A 24,092-nucleotide genomic window follows, 5' to 3' on the forward strand; every position below is an offset into this window, starting at 1 on the left:
ACTTCCGGATGGCGGGCTTCACTCTGCATGTGCGAGGCGGCACCGTCGCATACCGCGGATACCCTGTGGCGCTCCTCCCGGAGAACCTCGCACCGGCACAGGCCCGGGCCAAGCAGCGGATCTTCGAAACGTACCTGCACACGGTCCACTGCGAGCCGCTGCGCTGCAACGAGTTCTCCTCGATCACCCCCGCATACCGGAACTGGGTGCACCGGCAGTACCCCCGCCCCCAGCAGCATGCCCGTCGCGGCGCGATCATCTCCCAGACGGGCGGCGCGGAGCTCTGCCTGGAGGTTGCGAACAAGCCGCCGAGGACGGCAGAAGGCGCCGTGCGGACCGCCCGCTGCAACGGCAGTCCCCAACAGTCCTGGCATCATCTCCGCGCAGGCCGGTGGCAGTCCAGAACGGTCCACGGAAGCTGTCTGACCGCCGCGCCGTCCCCGCGTGTCTCGCCATGCGCCAGCACGGCCCCCGACCAGCGGTGGCGGATGAATCGCAGTGGCCAGCTGGTCTCGGGCGACGCCTGTCTGATCCAGGACGACGCAGCACGGAGCGCCCCCCGCCTCCACCTCGGGTTGTGCCGACCTGTGGGACCGGAGAACACCTGGCCCTGGCGGCCGTGACCCGGCGGCGACGCAGGCCGCGCGGCGTGCGGCCCCGCCGGCTCCACAGATCCGCCGATCCACCGCCCGTGGAGGCGGCCGGATGCGGCGGCCCGGAACACGAACCTCTCCCCAGTTGCTCACGCGACTACGGGCGCACCGCCACCGCGTCACTGCCCCATGGACGAGCAGCGGCCGACTCGATGACTCTCCAGGCAGCCCCGGCAGGAACCCTCACCTGCTCGGTGCACGGGCGACCACGCGTGCTCTGGCCGCTGCCGCGGCGTCGACGCACTCCAGGTGGCGGTGAGCCATCACGCGGCGCCCAAGCCCGACCACCGAATTCGGGCGCATCAAGTCGTCGCGGAGGTGGCCGAGGTCGATGTTGAGAAGGTCCCGCGACGAAGGCTGCCATAGCCGTGTGAGGGTGTGGCGGGCACGGTCGCCAGCGGGTGGATCCAATTTCCGAGCGAGTGAGGTCTTCTCAGAGGCTGAGTTCATCGTCTCCGCAGGCCGGGCGCGGAATGCTTCGGTTACGCGTGGCCGTCGCCGGCAGGGGGTCGCACCGGGTCCGGAAGGTCCATGAGCGCGAGTTCGGCGGGGTCGACCACGGCGGTGATCTCGGTGATGCGGCCGTCGGCGACGGTGAAGACGAGGAGGGACAGCGGGGTGCCGTCTTCGCTCCAGGAGATGACGCCGGGGCGGCCGTTGACGATCGCCGCGTGTCCGCGTGCCGCGCTGCCGGCCACGCGCGCGCGGGTGGCGACTTCGGTGGCCCCGAGCGTGACGAACGTGCCGTTCGTGGTGTGGACGGTGAACTTCACTTCCGGGTGGAGGACCTGCAGCAGCTGTTCGAACCGGCCGTCGCGTGCTGCGGCCAGGAAGGCTCGCGCCACCTCGCGTTGTTCTCGTGCGGCGCGTACCGGCTGCTGTGCGGCCTGTACCTTCCTGCGGGCGCGGCTGGCGAGCATTTTGGCCGCGTCGGCGGATTTGCCGAGAATGGTGCCGATCTCCGCGAAGGGCACGGCGAACACGTCGTGCAGCACGAACGCCAGTCGTTCGTCAGGGCGCAGCGAGTCGAGGACCGTGAGGAGGGCGAGGCCGACGGAGTCCCCGAGTGCCGCGAGGTCTTCCGGAGTGGGAGCGTCGTCGAGCGTCACGGTGCATTCGGGTAGCCGGTCGCCGGAGGAGACTTCTGGGCGCGTTCGGCCCGACCGCAGGGTGTCGAGGCTGATGCGGCCGACCACGGTGGTCAGCCAGCCGCCGAGGTTGTCGATGGTGCCGGTGTCCTGGCGGGACAGACGCAGCCAAGCTTCCTGGACCACGTCTTCCGCGTCGGCGTGTGATCCGAGCATGCGGTAGGCGACGGCGCGGAGCCGGTCACGGTGGGACTCGAAGGCTTCGGCGATCGGGTCCGCGGGGTGGGTGCCGGTCATGGTGTTACCTCCGTGGGAGCTGTTCCGTCATAGGGATGACGCGCACAGGCGCCGCAACGTAACCCGTTGAAGGAGAGCACTCCCGCATGGAAAACCGGCTCAAGGACAAGAACACGGACAACCCCGATGTGTGGACCGCGGTCCGGCACCTGCAGAAGGCGATCGCTGCCGGCGGTGTCGACCCGAAGCTGCTCGCGCTGGTCCACCTGCGCGCCAGCCAGATCAACAGCTGCTCGGCGTGCGTCTACGCCAGTGTCGCCGGTGGGAAGAAGGCCGGTGACAGCGACGAGCGGCTGCACAACGTAGCGGCGTGGCGTGAGGCGCCGTTCTACACCGACGCGGAACGGGCGGCACTGGCACTGGCCGAGGCCGCCACCCGGCTGCAGGACGGTGCGCCGGGCGTCACCGACGAGATCTGGGAAGAGGTCAACGCCCATTTCACCGAGGAGCAGATCGGCGCGCTCAACCTGGAGATCGCGCTGACCAACTTCTTCAACCGGATCAACCGCACCATCAAGGAACCGGCCGGCAAGACCTGGGGCTGAACCCGGCGTGGCTCTTGCCCACTAATTGGGCGTCTGGTGGAGAGCCTCGCGGTCCAGGTCCGGCCGGACAGGGGCCGGTGGTCCTCGGCCGAGAGCCGGTGGGCCTCCGTACGGGTGTCTCGTCTGCCGGTTCGGAGGGCCGGCGGGCCCCGTACCGGTATCTCATCCGCTGGTCCCGATATTGACATGAGCACATTCCTCTTGATGTTCTTCGGGCATGCAGCCGGGACCTCTCCTCACGGCGCGGCGGTACGTCGACTTCGTTCGGCTCTCCACCAGCCTCTGTAGGCCGTAACCGGCCCTGCGCGTCCGCCGCGCCCCGGCCGGTCCGGGCGCCCGGCACCCGCACGGCCCCCTGAGTCCGCTGCTTCGGCGTCCCCCACTCCCGGTGGACGCCCCGGCAAGAATGCCGCCGCGCGTCCCCTGCCCGGCGGCTGTCCCCCATCCGCGGCTCGCGCCCGCGTCCCTGGCGCTGTGACCACAAGGGCTCACCGGCCCCAGCACCAGATGTGCGCCGTGCCGCCCTCTCGTTCGAGGACCCCCTATGCCCTTCGCCGTTCCCGGCCGCCCCGGACTGCGCCGGCTGGCCGCCGCCGCCTTCACCGCCGCGGTGTTCACCACCCTCGGCGCCGCCTCCCCCGCGAGTGCCACCGGCTCGGTGTTCACACCTCAGCAGCCGCACAACCCGTACGCCGGCCCCGACGGCACCGCCACCATGCACGGCGACTCCGGTTCCTCGGACACCACACCGCTGCCGGGGCCCGGTTCCGGGAACCTGCGTTCGAACCGGATCGCGCTCGCGTCGGCCTGCCCGACCGTGCTGGTCGGTGGCGACGGCTTCCCGGTGGCACTGTGCACCCCGATCTTCACCCAGGTGCCGACGGTCCATCTGCTCAACCCTTCCGACGGCGGCTCGATCGCCGAGTTCACTCTTACCAAGGGCTCGCTGCTCGGCGGGGTCTACTCCTACCTGGACCAGAGCAACCGGCTGGTGGTCGTCGACGGCAGCCGCCGGCTGCTGCGGATCGGCCACCACCGGGACGCCGACGGCGACTGGTCCCTCTCGATCGACCAGAGCCTGTCGCTGACCTCGGTGATCGGCGAGAGCGACTCGGTCACCGGGATCGCGCCGGACTATCAGGGGCGGGTCTGGTTCGCCACGCATGACGGGGCGGTCGGCACCGCCGACGACCGCACCGGCACCGTCCGCACCCTCCGTCTCCCGGCCGGCGAGACGGTCGCCAACAGCATCTCCACCGCGCCCGAGGGCACCCTGGTCACCACCACCCACGCCACCTATCTGCTGACCGCCTCGGCGGACGGCACTCCCACGGTCGCCTGGCGGCAGGCCTACGACCGCGGATCGGCGCGCAAGCCGGGCCAGTTGAGCTGGGGCAGCGGCTCCACGCCGACCTTCTTCGGGCCGGGTGACGGCACGGACTACGTGGCCATCGTGGACAACGCCGACGGCAAGGTGAACCTCGATGTGTACGTCACCTCGACGGGTCGGCAGATCTGCTCCGTCCCGGTACTGCTGGCGGGCGGCTCGGGCAGCGAGAACTCCCCCATCGGGGCGGGCCGGAGCGTCTTCGTGGCGAGCACCTACGGCTACCCCTACCCGGCGCTGCCGGACGACGCCGGGACCAGCGTGCCGTCCTCGGCCGACTTCATCGGTGGTCTGACCAGAGTCGACGTCAAGGCCGACGGCTCCGGCTGCGACCTGGTGTGGGACAACAAGACCCGGTCGGCCGCCGTACCGAAGCTGTCCACGGCCGATGGCAAGCTGCACACCGTGCTGCGCGACCCGGTGATCCCGGGCACCACCACCTCCTCGATCCTGGACCCGTACCGCTACGCCGAGATCGACCCGGAGACCGGCGCGGTCATCCGCAGCCACCGGGTGGGCGTCGGCGCGTTGTACGACACCCTGCAGATGGCCGGTACGGCGGCGCCGGGCGGGGTCTACTACCAGGGCACGGAGACCGGCGTCCTGCGGATCACCGCGGGCTGACCGGTACCGGACGGGGAAGGGGAAAACCCCTAGCCCACGGGCGCGGCATCTGTCAGTCCGTAAGGTTCCGGGTTCCCCGGCGGGACCGCGCGTCGCTACTTTCCGAATCGCTCGTCTCACGGCGGCCGGATCGGCCTTGCCACGCGCCCCAGGAGGTCACCTTGACCGCGCACCACCCCACCCGTAGGAGCATCCTCAAGTCCGCCGGCGGCCTCGGTGCCGCGCTCGCCCTGGGCGGCGCGGGAGTGCTGGCGCAAGCGCCGGCGGCCTCGGCCGCCGGCGACGGCTTCGGCCTGCGCATCGTGGACCGCAACGAGAGTGACGGCCGGATGTGGTACTACCGCTTCCAGACCGACGCCATCGGCTGGAACCCCGGCGTCAACGTGCTGCTGCCGGACGACTACCACTGGAGCGGACGCACCTACCCCGTCCTGTACCTCTTCCACGGCGGCGGCACGGACCAGGACTTCATCACCTTCGACCGCGAGGGCGTCCGCGACTGGACCGCCGGCCGGCCGATCATCGTGGTCATGCCCGACGGCGGGCACGCCGGCTGGTACTCCAACCCCGTCAGCTCCAACGCGGGGCCGCGCAACTGGGAGCACTTCCACATCAACCAGCTGCTGCCCTGGGTCGAGGCGAACTTCCGGACGTACGCCGAGTACGACGGCCGGGCGGTGGCCGGCTTCTCCATGGGCGGCTTCGGCGCGTTGAAGTACGCGGCCAAGTACTACGGCCACTTCGCCTCGGTCAGCGCTCACTCCGGTCCGGCCAGCCTGCGCCGCGACGGCGGGCTCGTCGGTCACTGGGCCAACGCCTCCGCCGCGGCCCTGGACCTCAACGGCGGCACGATCTACGGGGCGCCGTTCTGGGACGAGGCCCGGGTGAGCGCCGACAACCCGGTGCAGCGGATCGAAAGCTACCGCAACAAGCGGGTCTTCCTGGTCGCCGGCACCAGCCCGGACCCGGTCAACTGGTTCGACACCGTCAACGAGACCCAGGTGCTCGCCGGTCAGCGGGAGTTCCGTTCCCTGCTCGACGGGGCCGGGATCCCGCACGAGTCGTACGAGCTGCCCGGCGGCCACTTCATCCGCCGCGACATGATGCAGCGCGACATCGACGGCATCATCGGCCGTCTGCGCAAGGCATGACGGGGGCCTGACGTGTTGCTCGCTCTCTCTCGGCGCGCCCTGTGCGGGGCGCTCGCGGCGGCCGTCGTCCTGGTGCCCGGCCTGGCGGTGACCTCCCCGGCCGCCGCGGCGGCGCCCGCCCGGGCCTCCTCCGCGCCCGCCGGGTCCCCCGCCCGGGCCGCCGCCGGTTTCGCCGCCGCCTGCCCGGCGGCCGGCTACATCTCCCAGCACTACAGCTGGGAGCACAACGGCATCGACATCGCCAACGACTACGGCACCCCGATCCATGCCGTGGGCGACGGCGAGGTGACCATCTCCGGGTACGAATCCGGCTACGGCCAGTGGATCCGCATCCTGCACCCCGACGGGACCATCACCGAGTACGGCCACATGTACCAGCGGGACGTTCAGGTGGGCGACCACGTCGTGGCCGGCCAGCAGATCGCGCTGATGGGCAGCGAGGGCCAGTCCAGCGGCCCGCACCTGCACCTGAGGGTGTGGGGGGACGCGGGCGCGAGCGTGCGCACCGACCCGATCCCCTATCTGGCGGAGCGCGGTGTGGACATGCCCTGCATGCCGGGCAGCGGCCCGCATCCCGCCCCGCTGGTGTATCCGGCGGAGTCCGGCCGGGTGGTGTCGGCACGTTCCGCGGACGGACGGCTGGAGGTCTTCGCCGCCGGGCCCGACGGTATCCACCACGCCTGGCAGACGGGCGTCAACAGCGGCTGGTCGGACTGGGAACCCCTGGGCGGACCCGCAGGCGCGCAATTGGCGATCGGACCCAACGCCGACGGACGACTCGAAGTCTTCGCGATCAACGGAAACGTCCTCCAGCACCGCTACCAACTCGCACCATCCGGCGCCTGGTCCGGCTGGGAACCCTTCGGCGGCGGCGGCCACGACATCGCGGTGGGCGCCAACGGCGACGGACGACTCGAAGTCTTCGCCTCCGGACCCGTCGGCGTCTACCACAAATACCAGACCGCCGCGAACAGCAACTGGTCGGAGTGGGAACCAGCCGGCGGCGGACCCGCCGACAGCACCATCGAGATGGAGAAGTCCAACGACGGACGCCTGGAAGTCTTCGCCCTCAACGGCGACACCTTCCAACACCTCTACCAGACAGCCGTCAACGGCGGCTGGTCACCGTGGGAAACCTTCGGCGGCGGCGGACACGACCTCACCGTCGACCACAACCAGGACGGACGACTCGAAGTCTTCGCCTCCGGACCCACCGGCGTCTACCACAAATACCAGACCAACACCACGAGTTGGTCCGAGTGGGAGGCTACGGGCGGTCCCGCCGCCTCCCAGCTGACCAGCCAGCGGACCGCGGACGGCCGGGTCGAGGTGTTCGCGATCAACGGCAGCGTCGCCCAGCACCTCTGGCAGACCGGCGTCAACGCCCCCTACGGCCCATGGGACACCTTCGGCGGCCCCGGAACCGAGATCACCGCCACGGCCAACGCCGACGGCCGCATCGAGGTCTTCGGCACCAGCCACGCCGGTGTCCACCACAAATGGCAGACCGGATTCGCCACCTGGTCCGAATGGACCTGGCTCAACAACACCGCCGGTCCCGCCGTCGGTTGAGGAGACAGCAGGTGAGAACCGCTCAGCGCTCCCGCTCCCGTGGAGCGCCCCATCGCGTCATCCTTTCGTCGCTCGCCTCCCTGCTCCTCGCCGCAGGTGTCCTCGCCGGTGCCTCGCCCGCGTACGCCGCCCCGAGCGACCTGTGCGCCCAGGTCGGGTACGACGCCGGCTTCCGCGGGGACAGCCTGGTGACCGCCGTCGCCGTCGCCCTCGCGGAGTCCTCCTGCGATCCGTCGGCGACCAACGTCCAGAACAACACGCCCCCTTCCCGCGATCGTGGTCTGTGGCAGATCAACGACTACTGGCACCCCGAGGTCGACGACGCCTGCGCCTACGACGCCCGGTGCAACGCGAACGCGGCCTTCGAGATCTCCTCCGGGGGCACGAACTGGCAGCCCTGGTCCACGTACAACCAGGGCATGCACTGGCGGCACATGGACGAGGCGCAGGCCGCGGTCAACCGTCTCGGCCACCACGAGCCCGGACCCGCCCCGCTGGTGTATCCGGCGGAGTCCGGCCGGGTGGTGTCGGCACGTTCCGCGGACGGACGGCTGGAGGTCTTCGCCGCCGGGCCCGACGGTATCCACCACGCCTGGCAGACAGGCGTCAACAGCGGCTGGTCGGACTGGGAACCCCTGGGCGGACCCACAGGCGCGCAATTGGCGATCGGACCCAACGCCGACGGACGCCTCGAAGTCTTCGCGATCAACGGAAACATCCTCCAGCACCGCTACCAACTCGCACCATCCGGCGCCTGGTCCGGCTGGGAACCCTTCGGCGGCGGCGGCCACGACATCGCGGTGGGCGCCAACGGCGACGGACGACTCGAAGTCTTCGCCTCCGGACCCGTCGGCGTCTACCACAAATACCAGACCGCCGCGAACAGCAACTGGTCGCAGTGGGAACCAGCCGGCGGCGGACCCGCCGACAGCACCATCGAGATGGAGAAGTCCAACGACGGACGCCTGGAAGTCTTCGCCCTCAACGGCGACACCTTCCAACACCTCTACCAGACAGCCGTCAACGGCGGCTGGTCACCGTGGGAAACCTTCGGCGGCGGCGGACACGACCTCACCGTCGACCACAACCAGGACGGACGACTCGAAGTCTTCGCCTCCGGACCCACCGGCGTCTACCACAAATACCAGACCAGCCCGACCAACTGGTCCGGCTGGGAGCCCACCGGCGGCCCGGCCGGCTCCCAGCTCACCAGCGAACGCTCGCCCGACGGCCGGGTCGAGGTGTTCGCGATCAACGGCAGCGTCGCCCAGCACCTCTGGCAGACCGGCGTCAACGCCCCCTACGGCCCATGGGACACCTTCGGCGGCCCCGGAACCGAGATCACCGCCACGGCCAACGCCGACGGCCGCATCGAAGTCTTCGGCACCAGCCACGCCGGTATCCACCACAAATGGCAGACCGGATTCGCCACCTGGTCCGAATGGACCTGGCTCAACAACACCGCCGGTCCCGCCGTCGACTGACCCCTCGGGGTCCCCGCGGAGAAGAGTCATGCATCCGATCAGCAGGCGGTCCCTGCTGCGTGCGGCCGGAGCGGGAGCGTTCGCGCTCCCGCTCCGGGACCGTACCGCGTCCGCGTCCGCGTCCGCCGTCGGCGGGTCCCCGGGGGACGTCCCGTCCCACCGGTGGATCGGCGCCGGTCCCTTCACCCACGTCCACGACCCGTCCCTCCCCGGCCGGCGGCGCTACCTCAACGACCACACCCTGATCACCGCGAACGGCCGGTGGCACCTGTTCGGCATCGTCGGTGACAGCGCCGCGCCCGGTCAGGCCCCCGACAGCGCCCGAGAGATCTCCCTCACCCACGCGTCCGCGCCCGACCCGTACGGCCCGTGGACCGCCCACGCCGACGCGCTCACCGTCGACCCGGCCTACCACGGTGAGCAGCACCTGTGGGCGCCGCACGTCATCGAGGCGGGCGGCACGTACTGGATGTTCTACGCCGCCGGCGGCAGCGGCGGGGCCGCGATCAACCTGGCCACCTCCACCGACCTGTTCACCTGGACCCGTGTGCCGTCAGGACCGCTGTTCCGCGGGCGTGCGGCGCGCGATCCGATGGTCGTGCGGATCGGCGGCGAGTGGGTCGTGTACTACACCGAGTCGTCTGCCGTCGACGGCCGCCACCTGGTCTGCTACCGCCGGTCCGCCGACCTGCTGCACTGGAGCGAACCCGGCATCGCGTACGCCGACGAGTCCACCGAGCAGACCGGCGTCTCCGTCACCGAGTCGCCCTTCGTCGTCGAACGGGACGGCTGGTACCACCTGTTCCTCGGGCCCCGCGGCGGCTACGACGGCACCGACGTCCTCGCCTCCCGGGACCCCTTCCGCTTCACCCTCGACGGCTACGCCGGCCACGTGCCCGGACACGCCGTCGAGCCGGTCACCGACGGACAGCGGTGGTACGCGAGCGCCGCGGGCTGGTTCCGGCGCGGCCTGTACCTGGCACCGCTGAACTGGCAGGACACACCACCCCCTTGGCAGAGCCCGGACCACCCGGTCGCCGCCCTGGACGTCCGGGGCCGGCTGACCCTGTTCGCCCTCGACGCCGGGGACCGTTCCATGCTGCGGCGCGTCCAGCTCGACCCGGACGCCGACACGTGGTCCGACTGGGAGCCGTTCGGCGGCCCGGCGGGGGCGGCTCCCACGCTCGGCCGCGACACCGACGGCGCGCTGGAGGTGTTCTCGCTCGCCCCCGGCGGAGCCAACCTGCACCACAGGGTGCAGCGACCCGACGGCGGCTGGTACGACTGGGAGGAGTTCGGCGGCCCGGCCGGAGCCGCCCCCGCCGTCGCCCGCGACGCGCACGGCCGGCTTGAGGTCTTCGCGCCGAACCCCGGCGGTACCGTCATCGCCCGGCGGCGGCAGTCGTCGCCGGGAGCCTTGACGTGGGACCCCTGGGACGCCGGTTTCGGCGGTCCCGTGGGAGCGCCGCCGGTCGTCGCGGTCAACGCCGACGGCCGGCTGGAGGTGTTCGTCCTCGCCCCCGGCGGTACCGCGATCCACCACCGGTGGCAGGAGGCGCCGGGCGGTGCCTGGGGCCCGTGGAGCGGCTTCGGCACCGCGGCCGGTGCCGCGCCCCGGGTGACCCGCGACGGCAGCGGACGGCTCACTGTCGCCGCGATCGCCCCTTCCGGGGTGGCGGCCTTCCACCGGCGCCAGTCGGCGCCCAGCGGCGGCTGGGACGACTGGCAGCCGCTGTTCGGCTGGTCGGCCGCGGCCCCGCTGCTCGTCCCCGGCGCGGACGGCCGCCTGGAGGCGTTCGCGCTCTCCCCGGGCGGCGACCGGCTCGCCCACCGCCGGCAGGTCGCGCCGGGCGGTGGCTGGGACGCCGGCGAGGACTTCGGCGAGCCGGGTGTCGTGCTCGCCGCCGCGCCGTCGGCCGCGGCCGACGCCACGGGCCGTGTGCACGTCTTCGCCGTCACCACCGACGGCCGGGTACGCACCCGCGTGCAGCTGCGGCCGGGCGGCGGCTGGCGGCCCTGGACCGCGTTCGGCGACCGCCCGGTGGCCGCGCTCCTCTCAGGCGCGGTCGCCCTCTGAACCCGCCCGGCCGGCCCCGCCCCCTGCCCGGCCGGGAGGCTCCCCCTCCGCCTGCCCGTTCAACCGGCCGGCCGGTCGTCGGCACTCCGGCAGGGAGCCGCCGCGGACCGGCGGACCTCTGCCGCCGACGAACGGCGCCGCCCGGATCGTCGTAGTCACCCCGCCCGGCGGGGGGACGCTTCGACCGGGGTGCGGATGCGCCCGGCTTCCCGCTGCCGACCCGCGGCCCGACCCCCTGATCCACCCCCAAGTGACCCGTACACGCGGTGAATCACCATGTGCAAGCGGTAACGTTCGGGGTGTCGGGCATCGGTCGGAACGGGGGTACGGTGAGCGGGATTGTCGTCCACGTGCCGGAGGGGAGCGGCGGCGACGCGGTGACCCTGCGGCTCGGTCCGGGGGAACGCGCACGGTTCGGTCGCGGGGCGCCGGGCACCCCGGTCGAACTCCGCCTCGCCGACGAGGCGGTCTCCCGCCTGGCGGGGGAGATCCGCGCGACCGATGACCACTGGCAGCTGAGCAACCTCAGCACCGCCCATGGCTATCTGGTGGAGAACCCGGAAGGGGCGGGCGAGTACCTGCGGGTGCCGCCGCGCCGGGTCGGCGCGCCCATTCCGTTCGAGTTCTCCCGGGTGGTGCTGCCCACGCGCCGTGACACGCCGGTGTTCTTCCAGGTGTTCGCGCCCGACCACATCTATCTGGACCCGCACCCCCTGGGCGGCTCCTGGGAGAGCCGCACCCTGAGCGCGTACTCCCTGGACGAGACCGCCACCTACTTCCTCGTGCTCGTCGCGCTCTGCGAACCATGGCTGCGGGACCGTTCGCCGGTCGCCGTGCCGACCACGCCCCAGGTCGTGGAGCGGCTCCGCGCCCACGCGGCCTGTGCCAGGCTGACGGCTCGCGCGGTCAGTTCGCACATCGACTACCTGGCCGACGAGAAACTGCGGATCGGTGTCCCCGGCCCGGACGAGGCCGGCCGGGCGGACCGGAGGAACGGCAAGCGGGAGGCCGTGGTCGGCCTCGCCCTGAAGTTCGGCATCGTGCGGGAGGAGCATCTCGCCCTGTTGCCGCCGCGGACCGACCCGGCCGGGCACGGGAGGTAGGAGGCGTGGGAGAGGCGCACGACCGGGCCGTCGCCTGGGGCAGCGGTCGGCCGCAACCACTGCCCCGAGGCCACCGGATCGGCGACTGGATCGTCGAGGAGCCGATCGGTGCCGGTGGCTGGGCGACCGTCTACGCCGGCCGGCCGGCCGACGGTACGGACGCGGAAGAGGTCGCCCTCAAGGTGATGCCGACCGCCGGCCTCGCGCCGCGCCAGGCCCGCCACGTGGCCGAGGCGGCCCGGCGCGAGGTCGAGCTGGGGCGCAGGACGCGGCACCCCAGGCTGATCCGGCTCCTCGACTCGACAGTGCTCACCGCACCGGACCAGCCGGCCCTCGACGGGGCGATCGTCCTCGTCATGGAGCGGGCCCGGTGCAGCCTCCGTGACCTCCTCGACAGCGGAGTCGATGAGGCGGAGGGCGGCCGGCTGATCGCCGGGATCTGCGAGGGGCTCGCCCGGTTGCACACCGCCGGCTGGGTGCACACCGACCTCAAGCCCGAGAACATCCTCATCAGCCGCGACGGCGAGGTGCGGCTCTCGGACTTCGGGTTCGCCATCGAACTGACCGGCACCCACGGCTACACGGCCCCGATGGGCACCCTGGACTACCTCCCGCCCGAACGGTGGAGGGAGCCCCTCGGGGAGCGGGGCGTGGTGGTCCGGCCGACCGCCGACATCTGGGCCCTGGGGATCGTGATCCACGAGGTGTTCGCGGCCGGTGTCTCCCCCTTCCCCGGGGCCACCCCGGCGGCGCGCGGGGCCGCCGTGCAGGAGTACGCGCAGGGGCGCGCGTCCTTACGGATGGACCAGGCCGTGCCGGAGTTCTGGCGGACCCTGGCCGCCGATTGTCTCGCCCCCACCCACGCCGCCCGCGCCCCGCACACCGCCGAACGCCTGCTCGAACGGATCCGGGCCCACGAGTCCGGGCGTCCCGCGCGCCGGCGGATCCGCCCGTACCCCGCCCTCCTCGCCGTCGCCGTCGCCGTCTGCGCGGCCGCGGGCGTCGCGCTCTGGTCGCACACGGGAGGCGACGGATCCCGTGGCGGCCCGGCACCGGGAGCCGCCGAAGGCCCGACCCGCATTCGGGTGTTCAACGCCGAGCGGGGCTGCCAGGGCCGCGCCGACCGCGACCGGCAGTGCAGCCTCGGCCTGGCGGTCGACCCGTTCCGTCCGTACACGGCGGAGAACGTCGTACCGACCCGGGTGTGGCACGGCGACGTCCTCGAAGCGCAGTGTCAACTGCCCGGCGGCCAGGTCATCATCGACGAGGAGGACCACCGGTCCACCCTCTGGTTCCGGATTCGCGTGCCCCGGGCGGTCCCCACGGCGACGGCCTGGCTCCCCGCCGTCCGGACGAAGGACCACCCGGCGCTGCCGCGGTGCGCGCACCCCTCGGGCTAGTGGTCCTGCCAATCGACGTTGGCCGCGGCAGAGCCGATCCGCCACCCCGGTCGTGGCCCCGGGGACCGCTCCGACCAGGGCGGCAGCAGCCGCTCGATCAGGTGATCAGTTCGCCGAACCGCCGCGGGCTCAACCCGGTGCGCAGGGCCGTCCAGGACGGCTCCGACACCGTGGTCACACCAGCCACCACAAGATCACCTGAACACGCCCGGCAGTTCCAGGACGGTGCTCAGCGGGGCACCTTGGCGTGCAGCTCCATATAGCCCACATACGCGAGCCAGGCCGCCAGCGTCTGGAAGGCGATGTTGTTGATGGTGTAGGGCTCGTTGCTGCCGCCCAGCCGCCTGTACACCCAGCTGGAAAGGCTGTCCCACTGCTGCTGCAGGGCGACGTTCTGGGCGGTCATGGGGTTGGACGTGTAATCGCGGATATTGCCCCTGATGTTGTCGAAGATGCGGCCGAAACGCGCCGCCTCGGAGGTGGCTTGGATGAGGAGCACAAGCTGCCTTCCGAAAGCGTTCGAGTCTTGGGCGAGGCGGTCGGGTGCGCGCCGTATGGCCTCCAGGGCGTCGGCGATGTTGTTCTGGGTGATGGCCCGTGCGGCCCGGGCGTCGGTGCTTCCGCCCGGCAGGTTGGCGTAGTTGCCGTTCCAAGGGAGCCGGGTGACCGATGAAACGCCCAGGACCTGCTGGAACTCGGTCGGCCAGACGTCCGGGAAGGCATAGTGCCTGCCCGGGTGAGTGACCCCGTTCGCGGTGTAGCCGGGCTGGTAGAAGCCGGCGAGGTACAGGTTGTCCGCCCAGAAGTACAGTGATCCCCAGTACTCCCCGTCCTCGACTACGCGCGCTTCGAGCAGCCGGGTCGGCAGCAGGGTGGTCTCGTCCAGAGTGCTGGCGACCTCGGGGTGGTTCGGGATGTCATGGCCACTGGTCTGGTGGAGGCGGTCGATGAAGGCCCAGTACTCATTATGAGCATCAGTGCCACCATAGACCAGAGAGCCGATCTCCCAGTCGAATTTCGTGAGCGACCCGCTCGGGTCGGCGTGTGCCGACGTTGATGCGGCTTGCACCAAACCGAGGGCTATGGCAAATGCCAGGAAGAGGCTGGCGAGGCGACGGCCCACCACGCCTGGTGAATGCTGCCGATACACTGGTTTCGTCTCCTGCGTGAAGCTGACATGGCGATGGAAACTCTGTCTGTTCTGAAGGCAACCCAGTTGATCAGCGCTGCATGATTCCTGTTCCTGTAGTGCACGATGGATTTCAGGGATTAGAACGGCGCCGGTCGCCCTCGGCGACTACAAGAAGGAGCTGGGCCTGCGGGACGCCATGAGCAGTTCCTCGACCGCCCGGTGCGCGGCGAGATCCTCGTCCGACCCTCGCGCCCGATCAAGGGCCGTACTGCCGCCCTCATTCCGGAGGAGCGGATCGGCCCCGTGCCTGAGAAGCAGTTCGACGAGGGGCAGGTCTGCGTGCACCACGACTGCCGCCAGAGGGAGGCCGGAGCGCCAGCCTCGGGACTCCTCGTTCGGTGAGGCCCCCGCCTGCAGCTGGGCAATCACCGGCACTCGGTTCCCGCCGGCCGGGGCCAGCAGCCTCATCGCCCGCCGGTGGCGAACCGGGCTGGTGCTGCCCCGGCGCACGGGCTGCTGCAGCTTCTGGCCCTCCTGGTCGGTCGGTCAGCGCACACGGACGGGCTCGGCCACCGCGCCTCCAGTGGTCGGATCGGAAGTCACCGCACATCCAACTGCTACGACCGCCAACCCGGCGAACCTATGCGGTCATAGCACTGGCGCCGTCTGGGGGGCCACCCGTGAAAGCCCCCGGCCCGCCGATGGTTCCGCCGCAGCGGTGGGCAAGGCAATGGGCCTTGGCCGGCACGGTGTCGGCGGTGACGGCCGAATCGCGCAGCACGACGATGCAGGATCCGCCGATCACGGTGGCGTCACCGGCGCCGAGGATCACTCCCGCGGCGGGTGCCACCAGGGCCGGGGTGGTCGAAGCGGCGGCGACGATCGCCGCGCGTACGGCCGGGAGGCCGGCTCGTCGTGCTCGCGAGCTTGTCATCGTCCGGCTCCTTCCAGGCGTCCGCCATGGGTGCTTCGCGCACCGTGGGGCGGCCCCTCCCGGGGCCGCTCCAGAGGTGTTCAACAGGTGTCCTCCTTTGGCTGGACCGGGACGGAGACCGCGTCCCATGCGGCCTTGGTCGCGCGGCACAGGTTCCCTGTCGGGTCGAGGGCCTTGGCCGACTTGACGGTCCCGGCGCGGTAGGTCATGTAGTTGGACTTCCAGGCGTTCGACAGCATCGCCCCGTAGATGATCTTGAGGGCGTTCTTGATGCCGATCCCGGAGGTGGTGGTGGTGCCGTTGCAGGTCGGGCTGACCGGGCCGCCGTTGCTCGGGTTGGATCCCTCGGACAGCAGGTACAACCAGTGGTTGCCGACACCTGCGGCGTAGTGCTCCTCGTAGTACCCGCCGTCATAGCACTTCAGTGGCGGGTCGTACATGCTGCGGATGGGAGCGCCGTCGCCTTTGAGGTTGACTTTGTCGCCGACGAGCCAGTCCGTCTTGCCCCGCAGGTACGTCTCGGTGGCAGCGCCGAACGCGTCGCCGATGAACTCCGCGGTTCCCCAGGCGGACAGGCCGCCGCCGGTCTTGTAGTCGACCCCGTGGCCGAGTTCGTGGGCGATGACGTCGATGTCACCGATCCACTGCCCGTTCAGTTTGTTGTGCCCGATCTGGACCTGTTTCCCGTCCTGGTAGAAGGCGTTGACCATATTGAGGCCGACGCGGATCGGGACGGCGCCGCCGATGCCGTCCATGCCGTCGCGGCCGAGCCACTCCTTCAGCATCCGCATTTCGCCCTGGGCTCCGTACAACGCGTCCACGCACCCGGTTTCCAGGTCGGCGGGGTCGCCGTTGCCGAACACGTTGTCGGGACCCGACCACGTGGTGTCGGCGTACGACTGCTGGCAGGGCATGTTCTTGGTGTTCGGCGAGTCCATGCTGTAGACGCCGCCCGACAGCTTCGTGTCGAGGGAGACCTTGCCGTTCCAGCCGGAGTTGCCGGTGCCGTAGTGGATGTTCTCCTGCTTGTCGAGGACCGCGCCGGTCAGCGCGTCGACCTGGACGGTGAGGCTGCTGGGGCCTTGGGTACCGGTCCCGGTGACGGTGGTCTGCCACACGAGCCGGGCCGTGTCACCGAGAGCGCTGACGGCCAGCTTCGTGTCCTCGACCTTGCTCACCGAGGTCAGCTGACGTTTGGCGGCCTTTTCGGCGTCGGCCGCGCCGAGTTTCGGCGTGACCGGGAGTTCGCCGATGCTCCTGGTCTGCGCGACCGATTCGTCGATCACCTTGTTGTCGCGGTCGGTGACGAGCACGAACTGGCCGCCGACGACCGGCAGGCCCTTGTAGGTCCGGTCGTAGGCCGTGTACGTCCTGCCTTCGAAGTCGGTTGCCGAGCGCTGCCTGAAGCGGTCGTACGCGCTCGCGTGCAGGAAAGCCGGTTTGTCGGCGAGGACAGCCGCCGGGGTGTTCGGCGGGGCGGGTTTCGCCGCGACCGGAACGGTGAGGGTGATGGCGAAACCGCAGGCGACGAATAACGCGCCGGCGGCTTTCGCTCCTATGCCCAATCTCATTGTCGTCCTCTCCTTCGTGGCCTCACGGCGCCCACACGGCTGAGGTTTTGCCGCCGGGACGTCGCCAGTGGTCGCACGGGTGGTCGATCGGCGGAGAGGCTATCGACCCTCCGGGCCCATGTGGACCGTTCTCGACGGCGGCCCGTATTCAGCCGTATTCACCCTGCTGAGCTGCGGGAGCATTCCCGAGGAGGGCCGGGGAGCGGGATGGGGGCCCTTGACCTCGCGCATGGTCGGTCCGACTCTTCGTGGACCCGACCACATCCGCCGGAATATCCGGCCGCTGCCACACCGCAACGCAGGCGTCGGACCACGGCGGTGCGGCACGCGCACCCTAGGAGTGACATGGCACCCAAGCGCTTACTACCCAGGTTGGCGGTCACCGCGGTCACCGCGTTCACCGCCGTGCTTGCTTCCGTGACCACGTTCGGCCAGGCCGCCGAGGCCGTGCAGGCCGAGCCGAGCGGCCGGATCCAGCATGCCGGTGACGCGACCGCGATTGCCGGTTCGTACATCGTGGTCCTCAAGGACACGGTCGGCGTGAATGCCGTCGCCTCGACGGCCAGAGGCCTCGCCACCCGGTACGGCGGGAGTGTCGAACGGACCTATGACAGCGCGTTGCACGGCTTCTCCGCCGGCATGTCGGAGAACGCCGCCCAACGGCTCGCGGCGGATCCGGCCGTGGCCTATGTGGAACAGGACCGGACGATATCGATCGAGGGAACGCAGTCGCCGACCCCGTCGTGGGGTCTGGACCGGATCGACCAGCGGGCCCTGCCGCTGGACAACTCCTACACGTACGGGAACAACGGCGCGGGCGTGAAGGCGTACATCATCGACACCGGCATCAACTTCAGCCACCAGGACTTCGGCGGGCGTGCGATCTCGGGAATCAACATCCTGGCCCAGGGCAGCCCCGCCACCGACTGCCACGGGCACGGCACCCACGTCGCGGGGACCGTGGGCGGTTCCTCCTACGGGGTGGCCAAAGACGTCACCCTCGTAGGCGTTCGCGTCATGAATTGCATGGGAGCGGGCGCGTACGGGGACGTCATCGCCGGCGTCGACTGGGTCGCCGCCGACCATGCCGCCGGCGCGCCGGCCGTCGCGAACGTGAGCCTCGGCGGCCCGTTCTCCCAGGCACTGAACGACGCGATCACCGGCGCGATCGACGACGGCGTGGTCTTCACCGTCGCGGCTACCAACTACCAAGGCAACGCCTGCGAGTTCTCCCCTGCCAGCGCACGCGCTGCGATCACCGTGGGTGCGACCACGAACACCGACGCGCGCGCCTCGTACTCCAGTTACGGCCCCTGCGTGGACGTCTTCGCGCCCGGGAGCGACATCACGTCGGCGTGGACCGGTTCGAACAGCGCCACCAGCACCATCAGCGGCACATCGATGGCCACACCGCACGTGACGGGAGCCGCCGCCCTCGCCCTGGTCGCCAATCCCGGCTTCACCCCGCAGCAGGTGCGCGACAAACTCGCCGTCAACACCGCGACCTACAACAAGATCACCGACCCCGGCCCCGGCTCCCCGAACAGTCTGCTCAACGTCAGCAACGTTCAGCGGCCTTCGCAGGACTTCGCCATGAAGGTGACGCCGGGATCCGGCACGGTCGGCATCGGCGGCACGCTGTCGACGACCGTGAGCACCACCACGACCGCCGGCGCCGCCGAGCCCGTCGCACTGTCGGTCGCCGGTCTTCCGACCGGCGCGACAGCGAGCTTCAGCCCGCCCACGGTCACCTCCGGGGCGAACTCCACGCTGACCATCGCGACCACGTCGGCGACGGCACCGGGCACGTACAAGGTCACCGTCATCGGCATCGGCACCCCCCACGCCCAGAACGCCACGTTCACCTTCACCGTCACCCCCCGTCCGGGTTGCTCGGCGACCAACGGAACCGATGTACCGATCGCCGAAGGAAGCAGCCAGCCGGCCGTGCAGAGCCCGGTGACCGTCTCCGGCTGCACGGGGACACTCGGGGCGAGCACGGTCGACGTGCACATCAAGCACGGGGAGATCAGCGACCTGGACATCACCCTGGTCTCACCCAAGGGAACGGTGTACACGCTGCACAACCGTGGGGGCCTCAACGTCGTCGACATCGACCGGGTCTACACGCTCAACCTGTCGGGTGAGACGGTCAACGGCACTTGGAAGCTGGTCGCGCGTGACATGGCCAAACAGGGTGTGGCCGGGTTCATCGACTCGTGGACGCTCAACCTGGGCACCAGCGGCGCCTGACGGTCATCCCTCGATCAGCAACTGACGTCGGGCGTGGGCTGCCGTCACCGCCCACGCCCAACGCACAACGGTGCCAAGACACCACCGCCGGCTCCGCCCGGTTCCGGATTGGCGCAGTACGTCTTCGAGGGCCACGCGCCGCGACCGGCAACGTCCTCGCGGCCGAAGCCGGGCAACGCGCAGGACAGCACCGACTACCTCGTCGGTGACGTCGTCGTGTGGTCGGCTCCCTGGCGGACCGCTCCGCGCCTGCCTCACCCGCACCCGCCAAGGAGGAGTGAGTCCCTGAAGGCGATCGCCATCGCGGGGCGCGCTGGAAGACGGATCACGCGCACGGTCGGCGCCGGCCTCTCGCGGTAGCCGGTCGGCAACCGCTCATGCTGCCGGTGCGAGTCGGCCCGCCCGCCGCGTGCGAGGTCCTCTGTGGTCACTTGGCAGTCAACAGGCCACGCAGGGCGCAGACGGCGGCCAGCTTGCGGCCCTGGGGAGGGACGGCAGCGAGCACTGCGCGGGCGGACGCGTCGACGCTCTCGAACCGCACGGTGGCATCCAGGTTGTCGAGCACGTCGGTGGCGTAGGTGGCGCCGCCGGTGATGTCGCCGTCGACGATCAGGCAACGGGCACGGTGCAGCAACATCTTGACCCGATCACGGGACAGATCGGTGCCGTAGAGTTCCAGGGCGCGGTCCTGAGCGGCATAGGCGGCGGCCGTGTCGCGAAGGGCGGTGTGTATGTAGGACTCGGTATACCGAAGCCGCACCTCCGGCCAGCCGAACAACGACCCGCGATCGGCCGCAACCTCACCGGGAACTCGCTCGGTCAGCTCCGCCAGTCGCCGCAAGGTCGTCACGGCCGCCGGGTCGCCGAGGTCGGCCTGGGTCTGAGCGAGCCCGCCCAACAACGCGCACGACCCGCTGTCCGGCGCAAGCCGCTCGCCAAGCCGCTCCTGAGCCAAGGCGAGGATCTCGGAGGAACGGCGGCCGATGCTCGGCCCGTTCATCACCGCCCACGCACGCACCCACACCTGCACTGCCGGGTCCTCGGACTGGTCTGCGGCATCAATGGCGGTCTGCCACCAGCGCCGGGCCAGCCGGCGCTCGCCCAGATTCGACCAGGTCAACGCGGTGACCCCGGCCAGATGTCCCGCGGAACGCAACAGGCCCCGCCGATCGGCAGCAGGAATCTCGGCAAGGTGCTTTTCGAGCAGGGCAGCGTCGGTGAGCAGATCACGCAACACCTCGGTGGGCGGCGTCAGGTAGTGGCTGGCTCCATAGTCGGCTATCGCCTGCCGCCACCACTCGGCGCGGGAACGACCGCTGACCGCATTGTGCAGACCGGCGCGGACCGCCTCGACGGCCGTCAGCGCGGGAACCGCACCCAGCAGACCGGCACCGCGCAGCAGTTCCGACACCGCGCAGCGTTGCACATCCTCGCGCCCGGTATCCACGATCCGGCCCTTGTCCGCCAGCGCCCGCCGGTACGCTTCCACCACCGCCGGAGTGACCGCGCGATCACCACGCTCCACATTGGACAGATGACTGTAGGAAATTCCAATACGTCGGGCCATTCCCCGCATCGAAATCCCTGCCTCCACCCGTGCGGCGCGCAGGGTAGTCCCGCTGATCAGCATGCCAGCCCCACCTGCCTGAGTAACCGGGATCGACTACGGCTGAACATTACTTGTCATAGATATTCCCGCAGTGGGCAAGCATCTTTCAAGAGTCCACCCTTCACTGATCACTCATTGTCGACGAACATTCAATTCCCGCCATTGGCGGATTCGGCACGGCTCAATTCCCCATCCGCGTGGTCCCGACTCCCCACTGGGACGCCGATCGTGGCGCACGGTGTCGACTGCGCGTGAGTCCGGACGGACTTCCATGGCTCCGGAAGCTCCGGCGACCCCGGTGGCCTGAGTGGTGATCATCCCCTCCTCGCGAATCCCCCAGGTTTTTCATGGGCGCGTCAGCGCCCGGGGGTGCCTCTATGCCGGCGTTCATGCAGGCGAAGGCGGGGAGGAACATGGCGCATTTGCGCTGCCGGTTTCCGCCGCGGGGTGCGTGTGCGCCGTGGGCCTCCAGCAGGGTGTTGATCTGGGCTACCCGGGCCAGGCGCTGGGTGTGGACGGTAGCCGGGGAGCCGGCCAGGGCGGGGGTGACGATGTCGCGTGATCCACCGGTTCAACGAGATCGGGTGGACCTGTCTGGACCCTCAGCGGGCGGGAGTCCGTCCCCGCCTGCTGAACATCGAGGACGAAGACTTCGTCCTCGAGACGGCCACCACCCGGCCCACGGCGCTGGGCAAGCCCTTCACCCGCTGGTCAATCCGCAAGCTCGCCGAGCACCTGCGGCGCGACACCGCCCGCCTGGTGAGGATCGGCAGGGAGGCCCTGCGCTGCCTCCTGCTCCGCCGCGGGACCTCCTTCCAGCGCACCAAGACCTGGAAGGAGCCTCCGGACCCGAACTTCGACGCCAAGCTCGAGGATCGAGTTCGCGCTCACCGAGCGGCCGGACCGGGCGTTCGCCCTGGACGAGTTCGGCCCGCTCGGCATCCGCCCGACCGCGGGATCATGCCGGGCTCCCCGGTCGAATCCGGAGCGGTTGCCGGCGACTTACCGTCGCACCCACGGCATCACCTACTTCCACGGCTGCCACTGCGGCGCTCGCCGCGCTGCGGGCCTCGCGCCCTTTCCGACCGCGCGATCGTGACCGGTGTTCGACGGGCTGCCGCGCACTGGCTGCTGTCCGTTTGACAAGGCGTCATCGTCAGGTCGGCGTCCGGCCGTGAGGGCGCCATTCGACCAGGAGAATGGTGGCGTCGTCGTTCAGCTTGTTGCCGTGGTGGTCGAGGATGTCGTGGATGAGCAGCCGGAGGATCTCGGCGGGCTGCTGTCCGGCCGCGGCGGAGCGGATGATGAAGTCGGTGAATCGGGCGAGGCCGAACTCGTCACCGCCCCGCCGGGCCTCCGTGACGCCGTCTGTGTAGAGCAGGACCCGGTCGCCGGGTTCCAGGATCGTCCGGTGCACTTGGCGTTCGGTGCCTGGGCCGAGCAGGGAGGGCAGCCCCATCGGCGGCTGCACGGGGCGTTCGAGTGCCTTGTCGAGAACGCGCTGGTTGCGGATCAGCAGGGGTGCGGGGTGCCCGCAGTTGCACCAGCGCAGCACGCCCGTGTCGATGTCCAGTTGGCAGACCACACCGGTGCAGAACTGGTCGGGCAGCCACTGGGCGAGCTCCTGGTCAACGTCGTTGATCAAGTAGGGCAGGTCGGCGCTGGAACGACGGGCGTTGCGGCAGCAGGCCAGGGCCACCGCGGTGGTCAGCCCGGAAGCGAGGTTGTGGCCCATGGAGTCGAAGATGGCCGTGTGCAGGATGTTGCGGGTGAGTGAGTGGTCGAAGGCGTCACCCCCGAGTTCGTAGGCCGGTTCCAGCACCCCGGTCGAGATCACCGAAGTGGTGCCGACGCTGCGTGGTGGCAGGAAGGCCCGCAGCATCTCGGTGTGCGTGCGCATGGTCTGGGTGCGGGTACGGGCCACGAACCAGTCGCTGTAGGTGCGCTTGGAGGTGACCACCATCGCGAGTGTGTGAGCCAGCATCCGGCATCGGCGCAGCCGCGCAGCGTCCATCGTGGCGGCTCGTACGCCCAGCACGCCCAGACGTTCGGCGCTGTCGACCAGGGGGACCCACACCACCAGCTCGTCCTGGGCGTCCTCGATGCGCACCGACGTGGTGCGGTAGGCCCATCCGGCCATGCTGCCGTCCACCGGCAGCCGGGCGTCTTGGTCCTCAACGGGGACCAGGACGCGTTGCTGCAGGTCGACCAGGTAGATGGTGGCGCCCCCCAGTCCCATCGCCCGGGCACAGCGGTCCAGCAGGCCGGGCAGCCGGTAGGGGATGATCGCGTGGACATCGGCGAGCAGTGCTTCCAGCAGTTGGTCGTTCAGCCCCAGGGCGGTCTTAGGGCCGTCTGCGTCGGTCATGAACTCACCTGCACTCCCTTCATTCATTCTGACACCGAACGGTCCCCGCGCCAGGCGCCCCCGCCGCAGCCGATGGGGCAGGGAGGTGTCGTGGCCTCAAGGTGCTGCCTGGCAGGACGGACGCGCTGGCAGCCCTGGTCTTGCTCGGCACTCGGGGTTCCCGCGGCGGGCTGATCCGCGTCCTGGCCCACTGAGTGCGGGATGCTGCCACTCGTGTGCGACGGGTTCGCCCCGGCGAGGCCCGGTCGCGTGCCGCCCTGACCGCGCACGGCCTGCCGGTCCCTGGCCGAGCTGTCGCCGGGCCTCACCCCCGAGCAGGCGCAGAACGCCCTCGAACCGTCGCGCCGTCGGGTGCACGTCGAGATCACTCAGGGCACCTGACCCTCAGCTCACCGTGTCCATCGACTTCAACGACGGACGCGGTTCCCAGCAGGTGCTCAGCACGCCCGCGCCGACACCCGTACCCGACACCTCCAAGTTCGGCTTCTCAGCCTCGACGGGACTGTTCACCGACGTCCACCTCATCCGCAACGTCGTCGTCAAACCTTCCGGCCGTTCCCGCAGCTCGACCGTCACCAACACAGGCACCTTCAACCTGCACGACGTGCAGGTACAGGACGACCGAATCAGCCCCGTCACCTGTGACGAGACGACACTCGCACCCGTCGAGCACACGACCTGCGACGGTTCGTACACGATCCCCCAGGCAGACGTCGACGCGTCCGCGGAGCAGGCAGGCGGTGGCACTAAGGGGTCCTAACAGAAGTTGTTGATCAAGTGACTATCGGCTTGTCTGCTCGTTGGTCGGGTCGTGGGGAAGCGTCAGTCGCGGCCGTGGATCGTG

At 70.4% G+C, this 24,092-nt stretch carries 17 protein-coding genes and 2 pseudogenes; 12 read left to right on the forward strand and 7 right to left on the reverse strand.

What is annotated here, in order from left to right:
* The first annotated feature begins 8 nt into the window (after positions 1-8).
* Positions 9-623, forward strand: a complete 615-nt coding sequence (locus tag ACZ63H_RS31805) for a ricin-type beta-trefoil lectin domain protein (RefSeq protein ID WP_469871036.1) — start codon at positions 9-11, stop codon at positions 621-623.
* A gap of 512 nt (positions 624-1,135) precedes the next feature.
* Here ACZ63H_RS31805 and ACZ63H_RS31810 read toward each other — a convergent pair.
* Positions 1,136-2,038, reverse strand: coding sequence for a sigma-70 family RNA polymerase sigma factor (locus ACZ63H_RS31810; RefSeq protein ID WP_469871038.1), 903 nt, complete (start codon positions 2,036-2,038; stop codon positions 1,136-1,138).
* Positions 2,039-2,124: 86 nt separating this feature from the next.
* Here ACZ63H_RS31810 and ACZ63H_RS31815 point away from each other — a divergent pair, with 86 nt between their 5' ends.
* The 8 genes from ACZ63H_RS31815 to ACZ63H_RS31850 all read left to right on the forward strand — a co-directional run bounded on the left by ACZ63H_RS31815 (position 2,125) and on the right by ACZ63H_RS31850 (position 13,381).
* Positions 2,125-2,583, forward strand: coding sequence for a carboxymuconolactone decarboxylase family protein (locus ACZ63H_RS31815; protein WP_469871040.1), 459 nt, complete (start codon positions 2,125-2,127; stop codon positions 2,581-2,583).
* A 544-nt stretch (positions 2,584-3,127) separates the two neighbouring features.
* A complete protein-coding gene (locus ACZ63H_RS31820) occupies positions 3,128-4,594 on the forward strand; it encodes a hypothetical protein (RefSeq protein ID WP_469871042.1) in 1,467 nt (488 codons plus the stop codon).
* 161 nt (positions 4,595-4,755) lie between these two features.
* A complete protein-coding gene (locus ACZ63H_RS31825) occupies positions 4,756-5,745 on the forward strand; it encodes an alpha/beta hydrolase (protein WP_469871043.1) in 990 nt (329 codons plus the stop codon).
* A 12-nt stretch (positions 5,746-5,757) separates the two neighbouring features.
* Complete coding sequence (locus tag ACZ63H_RS31830) at positions 5,758-7,317, forward strand: DUF8189 domain-containing protein (protein WP_469871045.1); 1,560 nt, start codon at positions 5,758-5,760, stop codon at positions 7,315-7,317.
* Positions 7,318-7,328: 11 nt separating this feature from the next.
* Positions 7,329-8,801: a DUF8189 domain-containing protein gene (locus tag ACZ63H_RS31835; RefSeq protein WP_469871047.1), complete on the forward strand. Its 1,473-nt coding sequence runs from the start codon at positions 7,329-7,331 to the stop codon at positions 8,799-8,801.
* Positions 8,802-8,829: 28 nt separating this feature from the next.
* The gene (locus tag ACZ63H_RS31840) at positions 8,830-10,878 is read left to right on the forward strand and encodes a DUF8189 domain-containing protein (RefSeq protein WP_469871049.1); all 2,049 of its coding nucleotides are present in this window, start codon (positions 8,830-8,832) and stop codon (positions 10,876-10,878) included.
* A gap of 329 nt (positions 10,879-11,207) precedes the next feature.
* On the forward strand, positions 11,208-11,981 hold the full coding sequence (locus ACZ63H_RS31845) for an FHA domain-containing protein (protein WP_469871051.1): 774 nt from the start codon (positions 11,208-11,210) through the stop codon (positions 11,979-11,981).
* Positions 11,982-11,986: 5 nt separating this feature from the next.
* Positions 11,987-13,381 carry a serine/threonine-protein kinase gene (locus tag ACZ63H_RS31850; protein WP_469871053.1) on the forward strand — a complete coding sequence of 465 codons (1,395 nt, stop codon included), beginning with the start codon at positions 11,987-11,989 and terminating at the stop codon, positions 13,379-13,381.
* A 229-nt stretch (positions 13,382-13,610) separates the two neighbouring features.
* Here ACZ63H_RS31850 and ACZ63H_RS31855 read toward each other — a convergent pair whose 3' ends face one another.
* From ACZ63H_RS31855 to ACZ63H_RS31865, 3 genes are all read right to left on the reverse strand, one after another.
* On the reverse strand, positions 13,611-14,531 hold the full coding sequence (locus ACZ63H_RS31855) for a ribosome-inactivating family protein (RefSeq protein ID WP_469871055.1): 921 nt from the start codon (positions 14,529-14,531) through the stop codon (positions 13,611-13,613).
* 622 nt (positions 14,532-15,153) lie between these two features.
* Entirely contained in the window at positions 15,154-15,447 is a 294-nt protein-coding gene (locus ACZ63H_RS31860) for a hypothetical protein (RefSeq protein ID WP_469871057.1), read from the reverse strand.
* 80 nt (positions 15,448-15,527) lie between these two features.
* Complete coding sequence (locus ACZ63H_RS31865; RefSeq protein ID WP_469871059.1) at positions 15,528-17,018, reverse strand: M4 family metallopeptidase; 1,491 nt, start codon at positions 17,016-17,018, stop codon at positions 15,528-15,530.
* Between the two features lie 345 nt (positions 17,019-17,363).
* Here ACZ63H_RS31865 and ACZ63H_RS31870 point away from each other — a divergent pair, with 345 nt between their 5' ends.
* Positions 17,364-19,271 carry a S8 family peptidase gene (locus tag ACZ63H_RS31870; protein ID WP_469871061.1) on the forward strand — a complete coding sequence of 636 codons (1,908 nt, stop codon included), beginning with the start codon at positions 17,364-17,366 and terminating at the stop codon, positions 19,269-19,271.
* Between the two features lie 427 nt (positions 19,272-19,698).
* Here the strand turns inward: ACZ63H_RS31870 and ACZ63H_RS31875 are convergent, their stop codons facing one another.
* Both ACZ63H_RS31875 and ACZ63H_RS31880 read right to left on the reverse strand, forming a co-directional pair.
* Entirely contained in the window at positions 19,699-20,901 is a 1,203-nt protein-coding gene (locus ACZ63H_RS31875; protein ID WP_469871063.1) for a helix-turn-helix domain-containing protein, read from the reverse strand.
* A gap of 361 nt (positions 20,902-21,262) precedes the next feature.
* Positions 21,263-21,445 (reverse strand): annotated as a pseudogene (locus ACZ63H_RS31880) (IS110 family transposase); the annotation flags it as partial.
* Here ACZ63H_RS31880 and ACZ63H_RS31885 point away from each other — a divergent pair.
* A pseudogene (locus ACZ63H_RS31885) lies at positions 21,439-21,925 on the forward strand (helix-turn-helix domain-containing protein); the annotation flags it as partial. The pseudogenes ACZ63H_RS31880 and ACZ63H_RS31885 sit on opposite strands and share 7 nt — an antisense overlap.
* Positions 21,926-22,036: 111 nt before the next feature.
* Here ACZ63H_RS31885 and ACZ63H_RS31890 read toward each other — a convergent pair.
* Complete coding sequence (locus tag ACZ63H_RS31890) at positions 22,037-23,248, reverse strand: PP2C family protein-serine/threonine phosphatase (protein WP_469871065.1); 1,212 nt, start codon at positions 23,246-23,248, stop codon at positions 22,037-22,039.
* 394 nt (positions 23,249-23,642) lie between these two features.
* On the opposite strand from ACZ63H_RS31890, the gene ACZ63H_RS31895 reads away from it, so the two are divergent.
* Positions 23,643-24,008 (forward strand): DUF7507 domain-containing protein, encoded by a 366-nt coding sequence (locus ACZ63H_RS31895; protein ID WP_469871067.1) that lies wholly within the window; start codon positions 23,643-23,645, stop codon positions 24,006-24,008.
* The last annotated feature ends 84 nt before the right edge of the window (positions 24,009-24,092 follow it).

The sequence above is a fragment of the Streptomyces sp. NPDC104831 genome (genome assembly GCF_055583025.1).